Raw genomic sequence first — 11,237 nt, 5'->3', positions numbered from 1 at the left:
CACCGTCCGGTGGATCGTCGCGGGCCGCCCGCCCGGTGCCGGGGTGTCCCCGGCCCGCGCTGTCCGCGTCCGCGCGGCCGCTGATGCTCATCGGGGCTAGGCACCGGTGGGTGGATCGTTGCGGGCCGCCCGCCCGGTGCCGGGACGCCCCGCCCGCGCCCCCGGCCCGGGATGCCCGCGCCCTCGCTCCCGGTGCTTCCGCGCCCCCCGGCGCCCCCCGGCGCCCCCGGCGCCCCCGCGCCCTCCGCCGAGGGCATCGGCATACCCATCGGGCCCCGGCTTCGTCCCGGCCCGATTCACACCCCGTGCGAATCTCCCTCCATTACTCTGGCGCCACCGAGCGTTTGGGGAGGGCGAGATGGAGCCCAACACACTGCTCGACTCCGTGCTCGACGAGGCCGGAGTCTCCCACGCGGGACTGGCCGCGCATATCAACGAGGCGGGCCGGGCCCGGGGGATGAGCCTGCGGTACGAACACACCGCGGTGGCCCGGTGGCTGAAGGGCCAGCGGCCGCGCGGCCAGGTGCCCGACCTCATCTGCGAGGTGCTGGGCGAGCGGCTGCACCGCGCCCTCACCCTGGACGACATCGGCCTCGGCACCCCCGGCAGCGCCCGGGGCCCCGCCACCCCGCTCTCCGGGTTCGTCGAGCGCGCCACCGCGCTGTGGCGCTCCGACGAACAGCAGCGTCCGCATGTCGTCGAGGCCCCGGCGGTCACCGGCACCCCCGCGGTCATCCCGGTGTGGGAGTGGGAGAACCCTCCCGAGGACTCCGATGTCTCCCGGCGCGGTCTGACGCGCGTCAGCATGACCGACATCGACACGATGCGCGCCGCCCGCGCCCACTACGAGCAGATGTACCGCAAGGCCGGCGGTGTCGCGACCCGGACCCGGGTGGTGGGGTTCCTCAACTCCGAGGCGGCGCCGCTGCTGCGCGGCAGCTACGCCGACGGCACCGGCCGCCAGCTGCACCGGGCGACCGGCGGCCTGGTGGCCATCGCCGGGATCTGCGCCTACGACTCCAACGCGCACGGTCTGGCCCAGCGCTACTTCCACCAGGCGCTGCGGCTCGCCAAGGCCAGCGGTGACCGGGGCCTGGGCGCCTATGTGATAGCGCTGCTGGTCAATCAGTCCCTCTTCATGAAGGAGTACCGGCAGGCAGTCGCCTTCGCCGAATCGGCGCTGCGCGCCGCGGGTTCCCAGATCACCCCCGCGCTCGCCGCCGACCTCTACGCCATGCAGGCCAAGGCGTACGCCCGGCTCGGCGACGGCGCCGGCGCGCTGTCCTGCATCCGGCGCGCCGAGACCGCCGCCGACCGCATCAGACCCGGCCAGGAGCCCGACGAGACCGGCTATGTGCAGCCGGGTCTGGTGAACGTCCAGGTGGCCGAGGCGCTGCTGAACCTCGGTGACCTCGGCGGCGCCCGCGAGCACGCCACCGCCGCGGTCGGCACCCCCGCACACGACCGGGGCCGGGTGCACCGGCTCGCCATGCTCACCCATATCGAGCTGCGCCAGGGCGATATGGACCGGGCGGGCGCCACCGCGGTGGAGATGACCGAGCGGGCACGCGGCATGGAGTCCCAGCGGTTACGCGACCGGCTGAGGGCGGTACGGGAACACCTCGCGGCCAGCGGATGCGCCGCGACGGCCGAAGCCGCCGAACTCATCGACGGGGCACTGCGCGTTCCTCTGTGACCGCGGTTCCGCTCGCGCATCCGCACTCTCGTCAGCGGGTGGCCCAGGATGGCCTCCCGTCCGACGAAAGGTGGCTGACAGTGCGATGGAAGAACCTCAGGGAGCGGACCGTGTACGAGAACCGATGGTTCCGGGTCAACCTCGCCGACGTCCGACTCCCCGACGGGCGTCATCTGGACCACTATCTGATCCGGCTTCGGCCCGTGGCCGTGGCCACCGTGGTGAACGAGGCCAACGAGGTGCTGCTGCTGTGGCGGCACCGGTTCATCACCGACGCCTGGGGCTGGGAGCTGGCCGCGGGCGTCGTCGAGGACGGTGAGGACATCGCCGACGCCGCGGCCAGGGAGATGGAGGAGGAGACGGGCTGGCGGCCCGGCCCCCTGCGCCATCTGCTCTCCGTCGAGCCGTCCAACGGGCTCACCGACGCACGGCACCACATCTACTGGGCCGAGGAGGCATCGTACGTCGGGCACCCGGAGGACGACTTCGAGTCGGACCGCCGCGAGTGGGTGCCGCTGAAGCTGGTGCCCGACATGGTGGCCCGCGGTGAGGTGCCCGCGGCCAACATGGCGGCCGCGCTGCTCCTGCTCCACCACATCAGGCTCGGCTAGGCCGAGCAGGCTCGGCTGGACCGGGCCGGCCGCCCTGGCTAGTGTCCGGCCGCCTGCCATACCGCGAGGGCCAGGGCGGACACCCCGGTCAGGGCGGCGATGGAGGGCAACGGCCAGCGTCCGTGCTCCAGGATCCGTGTGCGCCCGGCCAGTTGGTTCACTTCCTCCTCAGCCTGCTCGCCACGGTGGTCGAGCAGGGCGAGCCGGCCGTCGACGCGGGCGAAGCCCACTTCGACGGTCCGGCGCATTTCCGCGAGCTCCACGGCTAACGCGGCTTGCTCGGGCTCGGTGGTCACGGGTTGATCCCCTTCCGGATGTAACGTCCGTGCAGTGGTAACGCTCCGAGTCAAGCGCATGCCCAGGTGGTGCGGGAGCGTGTGTGGGGATGGTGTGTGAGTCACCGGCGCACACCCCGTGCGAAAGGCGGTACTCAGCGAGTACGCAAGGGGTACTCATGGGGGACGGCGGCCGGAGGGAGGGGCCGCGGGGGCGGGACATACCGGATGGATCGGAATGGACCGGACGAAGGGATGGATGTGCAACTGATCGCCGCTCCGATGTGGGAATTCGGCGCCGACCAGGGAGTGCGGCAGTTCGCCGAGCTCGGCGTCGCGCTGGTGCTGTCCACCCTGATCGGGCTCGAGAGGGCGGTGCAGCAGAAGAGCGCCGGGCTGCGCACCCACACCCTGGTGGGCGTGGGCAGCGCGCTGTTCATGCAGGTCTCCCAGTACGGCTTCTCCGATGTGCTGCTGCGCGACCATGTCAGCCTCGACCCCTCGCGGGTGGCGGCGCAGATCGTCTCCGGCATCGGCTTCATCGGCGGCGGCCTGATCTTCGTCCGGCGCGACGCGGTCCGCGGACTGACCACCGCGGCGACCGTCTGGCTGACCTGTGCGGTGGGCATGGCCTGCGGTGGCGGTCTGGCCCTGCTGGCCACCGCCGCCACCGTGGTGCACTTCCTGGTGATCCGCGGCTATCCACTGTTCACCCGCCGCCTTCCGGCCCTCTGGTCGGCCGAACGGGTGGAGCTTCAGCTCTCCTACCGGGTGGGCGCCGGACTGCTGCCACGTGTCCTGGAGCTGTGCACGGCCGCCGGGTACAAGGTGGGCCGGGTCCGGGTGGACCGCGCCCCCTGGAAGGGCCGGGACCGCACCACCCGGGTCGTCCGCGCCGAGGAGGAGGCCCGGCCCACCGATACGGGCGTCGCCGAGGTCCAGCTCGCCCTCGAAGGCACCGGGGACGTCCTCCGGCTGGTCGGTGAGATCTCCGAACTGGAGGGCGTCCTCGGCGCCGACGCGGGCCGCGACCTGGACAGCTCCGACTGACGAGTTCAGATCACCGCCGTATGGCCCTCCTCCGGCCGGGCCTGCCGTGCGGCTTCCTCGTAGGCGTGCAGTAGCCGCTCGCCGGTATCGCATCCGGTGCCGGGGGCGGGCAGGCCGGGCAGCTGGCGGCGTGCTCGGTCGCGGCGCGCCATGCTTCGTCGGCGAATGGGTCCTTGACCTCTTCGGGCGTTGTCATCGGGGCCTGCCCTGGTCGAGGGCGCGGCGCATGGCGGCGGCCTGGGCCATCGTGTCGCGTGGGTGGTGCCGGGCGTGGGTGGGGCAGGCGTAGGTGGCCCCGGTGTCCTAGCTCTGACACCAGCCGCAAAGTAGGTCGCGGGTAGCCGCACCAGCCCCATGGCCTGCTCGCCGAGGGCCCGGATGCGGGCGTGCGCGGCATTGACCGCGCGTTGACCTGCCGAGAGGCGGTCCCACTGGCCGCGGAAGGGCACCCGCACGCTGTCGAAGTAACGTATCCCACTGGTGGCCAGCCGGGCAGGCGTCAACCCGACCAGCATCTATCGCCGCTGGGGCGACCTGGACACGCTGCTGGAGGAGGTCGCTGTCGCCGCGCTCACCAAGGACGGCGACGAACTGCCGGACACCGGGTCACTGCGCGGTGACCTGTCGGCGTGGGCTCGGATCGTGGTCGACGACATCACCCAACCTCGCCGGACCCGTTACCTGCGCGCCATGACGTCCGCCCGGGACGAGGTGCTCACCTGCCCGTGCTGGGAGCAGCGCCGCACGCAGGCCAAGGTGATGCTGGATCGGGCAAGGGCGCGCGGGGAGCGGGCGCCGACCGAGCAGCAGGTCCTCGATCACGTGATTGCACCGATGTATCACCACGTGGTCTTCGGCCTGTCCGTCGACCGGGAGTACGCGGACCAACTGGTCCACGACGTGCTCGCGATGGCCTAGCTACTTGCCCCTGAAGAAGTCCGGGGCTGCCTCTGGGTTGCCCTCTGGGGAGAGCTGCTGTGGGCCTCGGTCGCCCTGCCCGGCGCCGTGCACGACATCAAGGCCGCCCGAACCCACGGCATCATCGACGCCCTCACCGAGGCGGGCCTGGCCTGCTGGGCGGACAAGGGCTACCAGGGCGCGGGCGGCAGCGTGCGGGTGCCCTTCCGCGGCCAGTGGGACCGCCTCTCGGCAGGTGAACGCGCGGTCAATGTGAGCCCGGCCATCCGTGCGCGAGTATCAGCGGCATCGCGTTGGGATTCTTGGACCTGACGTGGATGAAACGGATGTCCAGCCCATCAATCCCGGTCAGGAATTGAGGGAAGCGATTGAGCTCGGACTCGAAGCGCACAGCACCTGCCGGCGGGCATTCTGGGTCAGGTTGCCCACGGCGTCGTGTTCGCCATCGCGGACAGCGACCTGTCGAACGGGACCCTCGGCGCCCGAGCAGCGACGATCACGAGCCTGCTGATGCTGGGAGTTCCCGAGACGCGCGCAATCGCTCTCGTGAGCGACCAGCCCTGCTTCTGCGAGAAGATCTCCACCCGGGTCAAGACCCGGCCGGAACTGGAGAAGGCGCTCAAGCTGGCGTACGACATCAAGGAGGCGCCCCCGAACAGGAGGTCATCCTCACCGTCCACGAACTCAAGCACCCGCACCACCCGGCGCCCCGAGCTGGAGGCCGCCGTGAAGCTCGCCGGGGAGATCCGCTTCTCCGGCGTCGCCGTGACCCTCGTCGTTCACGAGCACAAGCGGCTCGGTCGCGGCATCGAACTCGCCATGCTCGCCGAAGAGCTCAAGGCCGGCGACATCGGCCTGGAGTTCCTCACCGGAGAACTGAAGGGCTTGCACGACCCTTCCGGGATCGTGTTCACCGTGCTCGCGGCCATGTCCGGCATGGAACGCGAGTAGATCCGCGACCGCACCCTCGAAGCGCACGAGTCCGCCCGCAAGCGCGGCAAGACCATCGGTGGCGCCGGCGTCACCGACGACGACATGCTGTCCATGGCCCTCCACCTGTGCGACCAGGAGATGAGCCTGCGCGACATCGCCAAGTAGCTCATCATCACCACCGGCACGAAAGAGGGCCGGCACCCCTCACCCGCCACCGTCATGCGGATGCTGCGCGAGCATGACAAGAGGGCCGCCACGGCGGCGAGCGCGTGATCACCCTCTACTTTGCGGCTGGTGTCTGGGCTGGGACTCCGAGGCCAGGACGGTGCGGCTTATGCCCCGGCGCGTTCGGAGGACTTGCATGCGCTGGCCGAAGACCAGCGGATGGTCCAGCGGGTCCGGGGTAGCGTCAGATGGCATGGCCTTGCCCCTCTCTGTCCAGCTTGTCGCTGTCAGGGTATGGGGCAAGGCCGTTGTCGTGTGCGGCGGTTCACTCCCGGGCATGGCCCGGCCGCGGTCGCGAGCGGGCGTTGACGGTCGGAGGTCAGGGGCGGGGGCGGCCGGGGGTGAGCGCGGTCCGGCTCAGTACGTATAGAAGCCCGAGCCGGTTTTGCGGCCCAGGCGGCCCGCGTCGACCATGCGCAGCAGCAGCGGGGGAGAGGCGTACAGCGGCTCCTTGTACTCCTCGTACATGGAGTCGGCGATCGCCGCGATCGTGTCCAGGCCGATCAGATCGGACAGCTTCAGCGGGCCCATCGGATGGGCGCAGCCCTGCTCCATGCCGTTGTCGATGTCCTCGCGGCTGGCGATCCCGGACTCGAACATCCGGATGGCGGACAGCAGATACGGGATGAGCAGCGCGTTGACCACGAACCCGGCGCGGTCCTGGGCGCGGATGGCGTGTTTGCCCAGGATGTCGCCGACCAGCGCCTCGGCGCGCTTGATGGTCTCGTCGCCGGTGGTGAGCGCCGGGATCAGCTCCACCAGCGACTGCACCGGCGCCGGGTTGAAGAAGTGGATGCCGATCACCTGGTCCGGCCGGGAGGTGGCGACGGCCAGTTTGACCAGCGGGATGGAGGAGGTGTTGGAGGCGAGGATCGCGTCCGGGCGGGTCACCACCTGGTCGAGGACCTGGAAGATCTCGGTCTTGATCTGCTCGTTCTCGACGACCGCCTCGATCACGAGGTCACGGTCGGCGAATTCCCCCAGGTCGGTGGTGAAGCTCAGCCGGTCCAGCGTCGCGTCGCGCTGCTCCTCGGTGATCTTGCCGCGCTCGGCGGCCTTGCCGAGGGAGTTGGTCAGCCGGGTGCGCCCTATCTCCAGGGCCTCGCCCGTGGTCTCCGCGACCATGACGTCCAGGCCGGAGCGGGCGCACACCTCCGCGATGCCCGCACCCATCTGGCCACAGCCCACCACTCCGACGCGTTCGATGTCGGTCACATCGTGCCTTTCGCTGGTCCAACCGTCCGGTGTGTCGTCCCCCTGTCGTCCCAGACGTTACCCCCCGGCTATCGGCAGGGGGCTGGCCGGGGCCGCATTCCCGGCCCGGGCCCGCCCCCGTCCCCGTCACTCGTACGGGGCGCTCACCGCACGGTCATGAGAGGTCGCCGCGCAGGATGCCGCGCCCGTTGGTGGCCACGTAGACCCGGCCGTAGACCCGGGGGTCGCCGGTGATCGAGGCGCCCGTCCAGCCCCACTGGTGGGCGTTGTCGTTGATCCGGGTCCAGCTCGCCCCGGCGTCGGTGGAGCGGAAGATGCCGCGCACCCCGCCGATCTCGGCGCTGGTGTAGAGCGCCGGGTACGAGGCGCCGGGCGCCGCCTTGCCGAAGCCGATGGTGTCCGCCTGCTGGACACCGCTCAGCTTGGTGAACGTCGCGCCGGAGTCCGTGGAGTGCCACAGCCCGTAGCCCCCGCCCGTGCTGCCGCCCGCGAGCCAGATGTCGCCCTCGGCGCCCGGCAGCGCCTTGAACCGCGCCGGACCGTCGGCCGGCAGCCCGGCGGACGCCCTGGCGGTGAAGGTGGCGCCGCCGTCGGTGGAGACGTAGAAGGTGCCCGCCTTGAAGCCGTAGAACTTCTTGGGGTTCTTACGGTCGGACTCCACGACCGCTCCGGCGGGGATACCGCTCGACGCCGACCAGGAGTTGCCGAATCCGGTGGTGTGGTAGACGGCCGAGGTGCCCTCCGGGGCCCAGACGAAGCCGCTGCCGTCGGCCGCCGCGGCCACCGTGCCACCGCCCGTCACCCCGGACGGCTCGCTGCCCTGGAACCAGTTGGCGCCGTTGTCGGTCGAGAAGGCGATCCGCGGCGCGGAGTCGTTGTTGCCCACCCGGACCACGGTGTTCGGATTGGTCTCCGCGTAGTCCAGGCTGGTGGTCGTGGTGAACGTCGGCGAGGTGTACATCCTCGTGGGCACCGCGTCGAGGTCGGTGTGGCGGAAGCCCCCGATGTCACCGAGCGCGCTGAGCAGCGGGGCGCCGGTGGGCGGGCTCGCCAGATCGTTGACCGCCGTCTCCTCCAGGCCCCTGACCATCGGTGTGATGGCGATTTTGCCGCCGGTGTCCCAGCTCTTCAGGTTCTCCGTGCCGTAGATCGTCGCACCCGTGCCGTACATCATCCGGCTGGAGTCGAACGGGTCGATCTCCAGCGCCTCGGTCATCCAGCCCAGCTTCGGGGTGACTTCGGGCGGCGAGGGGTTGGTGCCGAAGGTCAGCCAGGGGACGGACGAGATGTCCTGGGTGTAGCGGAAGGACCGGTTCGGATAGCTGGTGAAGTCCCAGGCCCGGGTCCAGGTGGCGCCGGAGTCGGTGGAGCGGAAGATCTGGGTGTCCGGCCACCAGGAGCTGTAGCCGGTCACCATCAGCGTGCCCGGTGTCGCGCGGTCCACCGTGAGGCCGCTGTAGCCGAAGTAGGTGTCGGCGTCCGTCATGGGGCTGATGTTCTTCCACTCCCCGGTCGCCGTGGTGTACCGCCACACCTGGCCCTTCTCGCCGTCGTACGGGCCGCCCTTGTCGCTGGTGGTGAGGTACAGATAGCCGTTCTTCGCATCGAGGACGCCCTTGTGGGAGAGGTAGCCGGTCGGCTGCCCGGCCACCCGCGACCAGGTGGCGCCCGCGTCCGTCGAGCGGTAGACGGTGTTGTCCTTGTCGGCCACGCCCACGTAGACGGTCTTCGTCGCGCTGCCGGCGGAGCCGGTGCGCTCGTCGAAGGTCACCCACACCACGCCCTGGTTGTCGCTCAGATAGCCGCTGGTGTCGCCCGGGTCCTGGACGTAGGTGCCGGGGTTGGGGAAGGAGGCCGCCTTCGACCAGGTGACACCGGAGTCGGTGGAGCGCCACAGCCCGTTGCCGCTGGGCGCGCCGAGGTAGAGCACGCTGTTCCTGTTGGGGTCCACCGCCAGCCGTTCCCCCATGCCCCGGCCGGGCATATTGCCGCCCAGTTTGAACGGGAGGGTGGTGGACTGCCAGCTGGCGCCCCGGTCGGACGAGCGCAGGACCGCGCCATTGCCCGGGTCCCAGCTGTTGGTGTACGTACCGGCCGCCACATAGACCTTGTCGGGATCCACGGAGTCGCTGGCCAGGCTGACCACCCCGGTCCAGCCCCAGTGGTCCCAGTCCAGCGAGTCCAGCAGCGGCACCCACCGTTTGCCGGACTGGTCCCAGCGGTATGCCCCGCCGATGTCGGTGCGGGCGTAGGCGAGGTTCCGCTCCTTGCGGTTGAAGACGATGCCGGGGACGAAGCCGCCGCCGTCCACGCGGACGTTCTTCCAGGTGTAGGCGTCGGCCTGGGCCGCCGCCCGGCCGGGGGCCGATTCGGGGTGGGCGGCGGCCGGGGAGGCGGCGGCCGCGGTGAGTAATCCCCCGACGAGTGCCAGCGCGGCCATGAGCGCGCCGACGGGTCTGCTGCCTTTGCTGCGCACGGGAACTTCCTCTCCGGACGTGGGGGTAGTGAGGCGTGCGGGCCATGTGGGCGAGGGCTTTTGGGAGCGCTCCCATGCGTGCGTCAATCCGATGCTAGCGGCCGGACGGCCATGCGAGAAGGGTGAAGTCGAGCGGTAGTCGAGGGGTGTTGGGCCCGGACGGCCCGGATGCGCGGTAACCATTGCCGGGCGCCCCACAAGGGCCCCATCATCGGCGGGAGTTGACAGGCCCCCGGCCGGTGGCCGGGCTACGTTGGCGACACGACCGAGGCGAGGAGTTGGGCATGGGCCGGATCACGCGCAGAAGTCTGACGGTCGCGGCCGCCGGAGCCCTGGCCGCCACCGTCACCGCGGGTGACGCGCTGGCGGAGGGGCGGGGCGGTGGGCACCAGCCCGAGTTCCGCGGGATGTGGCTGGCCACCGTCGCCAACCGCGACTGGCCGTCCAGGCCCGGCCTCACCGCGGACCAGCAGCGGGCCGAGTTGCTGGACTTCCTCGACACCGCCGTCCGCCGACGGCTCAACGCGGTGGTCTTCCAGGTGCGGCCCACGGCGGACGCGCTGTGGCCCTCACCGTACGAGCCGTGGGCGGAGTGCCTCACCGGCGTGCAGGGCCGGGACCCCGGCTGGGATCCGCTGGGCACCGCGGTGCGCGAGGCGCACCGGCGCGGTCTGGAGCTGCACGCCTGGTTCAACCCGTACCGGATCGCGGGCCACACCGACCCCTCGCGGCTCATCCCCACACATCCGGCCCGTGTGCACCCCGAGTGGGTCGTGCCGTACGGCGGGAAGCTCTACTACGACCCCGGGTTGCCCGAGGTCCGCCGCTTCGTCCAGGACGCCATGCTGGACGCGGTCGCGCGCTATGACATCGACGCCGTCCACTGGGACGACTACTTCTACCCCTATCCGGTGGCCGGTCAGGTCTTCGACGACGACGCGACGTACGAGCGGTACGGCGCGGGCTTCCCGGACCGGGCGGCCTGGCGGCGGAACAACATCGACCGGCTGGTGCACGAGACGGCCGTGCGCGTCAAGCTGCTGGGGCGGCGGGTGCGGTTCGGCATCAGCCCCTTCGGCGTCTGGCGCAACCAGGCCACCGACCCGCTCGGCTCCGCCACCACGGCGGGGGTGCAGACCTACGACGACCTCTACGCGGACACCCGGGCCTGGGTGCGGCGGGGATGGCTGGACTACATCGTTCCGCAGGTCTACTGGAACATCGGCTTCGCCGCCGCCGACTACGCCGTGCTCGTCCCGTGGTGGTCGGAGGCGGTCCGGGGCACGGGGGTGAACCTCTACATCGGCGAGGCGCTCTACAAGGCGGGCGATCCGGCGCAGCCCGCGCCCTGGCAGGACCCGGCGGAGCTGTCCCGGCACCTCACCTTCGACCGGGGCTTCCCGCGGGTGCGCGGCAATGTGTACTTCTCGGCGAAGGAAGTGGCCGCCGACCACAACGGCGCCATGGCGCGTGTGGTCGCCGACCACTATCCGTACCGTGTCCGTCCGCCCCGCTGAGCCGGGCCCTTGAGCCGGGCGCTCGAGCCAGGGCCCCCGGCCTCGGGAGAGCTAGCGCTGCCGGGGTCCGGCGGCCAGGTGGCGGACGACCGAATCGGGCCCGGGGGAGAACAGGCACTCGTGGCCGTCGTCCTCGTAACGCACGCGGTAAGGCGGTTCCCCGTGGTCCCCGAGCACTTCGATGATCTCCGCTACACGATCGTGAATTCCGACAACCCTGCCGTGCACGAGCAGCTTGTCGCCTACGGTCGCCTCCATGTGCGTGACCTCCCGTCCGCTGGAGGGCAATGCGATCTGCTGAGGACACTGCGATCCCTGAGG

The 11,237-nt window shown here is 71.0% G+C and carries 12 protein-coding genes and 2 pseudogenes; 7 read left to right on the top strand and 7 right to left on the bottom strand.

Annotated elements, in window-relative coordinates; all coding sequences use genetic code 11:
- Positions 1-358: 358 nt before the first annotated feature.
- Both NQU54_RS19045 and NQU54_RS19040 read left to right on the top strand, forming a co-directional pair.
- Complete coding sequence (locus NQU54_RS19045) at positions 359-1,696, top strand: NsdA family TPR-like regulatory protein (protein WP_257632077.1); 1,338 nt, start codon at positions 359-361, stop codon at positions 1,694-1,696.
- 80 nt (positions 1,697-1,776) lie between these two features.
- Positions 1,777-2,307 carry an NUDIX hydrolase gene (locus NQU54_RS19040; RefSeq protein ID WP_069869689.1) on the top strand — a complete coding sequence of 177 codons (531 nt, stop codon included), beginning with the start codon at positions 1,777-1,779 and terminating at the stop codon, positions 2,305-2,307.
- Between the two features lie 38 nt (positions 2,308-2,345).
- Here NQU54_RS19040 and NQU54_RS19035 read toward each other — a convergent pair whose 3' ends face one another.
- Positions 2,346-2,603 (bottom strand): hypothetical protein, encoded by a 258-nt coding sequence (locus tag NQU54_RS19035; protein ID WP_069869690.1) that lies wholly within the window; start codon positions 2,601-2,603, stop codon positions 2,346-2,348.
- Positions 2,604-2,837: 234 nt separating this feature from the next.
- On the opposite strand from NQU54_RS19035, the gene NQU54_RS19030 reads away from it, so the two are divergent.
- Positions 2,838-3,632, top strand: a complete 795-nt coding sequence (locus NQU54_RS19030) for an MgtC/SapB family protein (protein WP_257632076.1) — start codon at positions 2,838-2,840, stop codon at positions 3,630-3,632.
- 5 nt (positions 3,633-3,637) lie between these two features.
- On the opposite strand, the gene NQU54_RS19025 is transcribed toward NQU54_RS19030, so the two are convergent.
- Complete coding sequence (locus tag NQU54_RS19025) at positions 3,638-3,784, bottom strand: hypothetical protein (RefSeq protein ID WP_257632084.1); 147 nt, start codon at positions 3,782-3,784, stop codon at positions 3,638-3,640.
- Between the two features lie 204 nt (positions 3,785-3,988).
- Positions 3,989-4,090, bottom strand: a pseudogene (locus tag NQU54_RS19020) (IS5/IS1182 family transposase); the annotation flags it as partial.
- 22 nt (positions 4,091-4,112) lie between these two features.
- On the opposite strand from NQU54_RS19020, the gene NQU54_RS19015 reads away from it, so the two are divergent.
- A complete protein-coding gene (locus NQU54_RS19015; RefSeq protein WP_257632075.1) occupies positions 4,113-4,550 on the top strand; it encodes a TetR-like C-terminal domain-containing protein in 438 nt (145 codons plus the stop codon).
- Positions 4,551-4,598: 48 nt separating this feature from the next.
- Positions 4,599-4,826: pseudogene (locus NQU54_RS19010) on the top strand (transposase family protein); the annotation flags it as partial.
- Here NQU54_RS19010 and NQU54_RS19005 read toward each other — a convergent pair.
- On the bottom strand, positions 4,798-4,941 hold the full coding sequence (locus tag NQU54_RS19005) for an epoxide hydrolase N-terminal domain-containing protein (protein ID WP_372505938.1): 144 nt from the start codon (positions 4,939-4,941) through the stop codon (positions 4,798-4,800). The pseudogene NQU54_RS19010 and the gene NQU54_RS19005 sit on opposite strands and share 29 nt — an antisense overlap.
- A 155-nt stretch (positions 4,942-5,096) precedes the next feature.
- On the opposite strand from NQU54_RS19005, the gene NQU54_RS19000 reads away from it, so the two are divergent.
- On the top strand, positions 5,097-5,501 hold the full coding sequence (locus tag NQU54_RS19000; protein WP_257632074.1) for a recombinase family protein: 405 nt from the start codon (positions 5,097-5,099) through the stop codon (positions 5,499-5,501).
- 564 nt (positions 5,502-6,065) lie between these two features.
- On the opposite strand, the gene NQU54_RS18995 is transcribed toward NQU54_RS19000, so the two are convergent.
- Positions 6,066-6,923: a 3-hydroxybutyryl-CoA dehydrogenase gene (locus NQU54_RS18995; protein WP_069869694.1), complete on the bottom strand. Its 858-nt coding sequence runs from the start codon at positions 6,921-6,923 to the stop codon at positions 6,066-6,068.
- Between the two features lie 154 nt (positions 6,924-7,077).
- On the bottom strand, positions 7,078-9,399 hold the full coding sequence (locus NQU54_RS18990; protein WP_372505937.1) for a beta propeller repeat protein: 2,322 nt from the start codon (positions 9,397-9,399) through the stop codon (positions 7,078-7,080).
- Positions 9,400-9,683: 284 nt separating this feature from the next.
- Between NQU54_RS18990 and NQU54_RS18985 the strand changes: the two genes are divergently transcribed.
- Positions 9,684-10,916, top strand: a complete 1,233-nt coding sequence (locus tag NQU54_RS18985) for a glycoside hydrolase family 10-like protein (RefSeq protein ID WP_257632073.1) — start codon at positions 9,684-9,686, stop codon at positions 10,914-10,916.
- 51 nt (positions 10,917-10,967) lie between these two features.
- On the opposite strand, the gene NQU54_RS18980 is transcribed toward NQU54_RS18985, so the two are convergent.
- Positions 10,968-11,174, bottom strand: coding sequence for a DUF1918 domain-containing protein (locus tag NQU54_RS18980; RefSeq protein ID WP_257632072.1), 207 nt, complete (start codon positions 11,172-11,174; stop codon positions 10,968-10,970).
- Positions 11,175-11,237: the final 63 nt, after the last annotated feature.

This window comes from Streptomyces malaysiensis subsp. samsunensis (assembly GCF_024519315.1).
Lineage (GTDB): Bacteria > Actinomycetota > Actinomycetes > Streptomycetales > Streptomycetaceae > Streptomyces > Streptomyces malaysiensis.
Note: the sequence above shows the minus strand (reverse complement) of the source record. Positions and strands in the feature narration are given on the sequence as shown.

What these genes read in the sequence shown, in the direction of transcription:
- NQU54_RS19030 (WP_257632076.1), top strand. Translation starts at nt 2,838, where the DNA reads ATGGATGTGCAACTGATCGCCGCTCCGATGTGGGAATTCGGCGCCGAC.
- NQU54_RS19025 (WP_257632084.1), bottom strand. Translation starts at nt 3,784, where the DNA reads ATGGCGCGCCGCGACCGAGCACGCCGCCAGCTGCCCGGCCTGCCCGCC.
- NQU54_RS19045 (WP_257632077.1), top strand. Translation starts at nt 359, where the DNA reads ATGGAGCCCAACACACTGCTCGACTCCGTGCTCGACGAGGCCGGAGTC.
- NQU54_RS18985 (WP_257632073.1), top strand. Translation starts at nt 9,684, where the DNA reads ATGGGCCGGATCACGCGCAGAAGTCTGACGGTCGCGGCCGCCGGAGCC.
- NQU54_RS18980 (WP_257632072.1), bottom strand. Translation starts at nt 11,174, where the DNA reads ATGGAGGCGACCGTAGGCGACAAGCTGCTCGTGCACGGCAGGGTTGTC.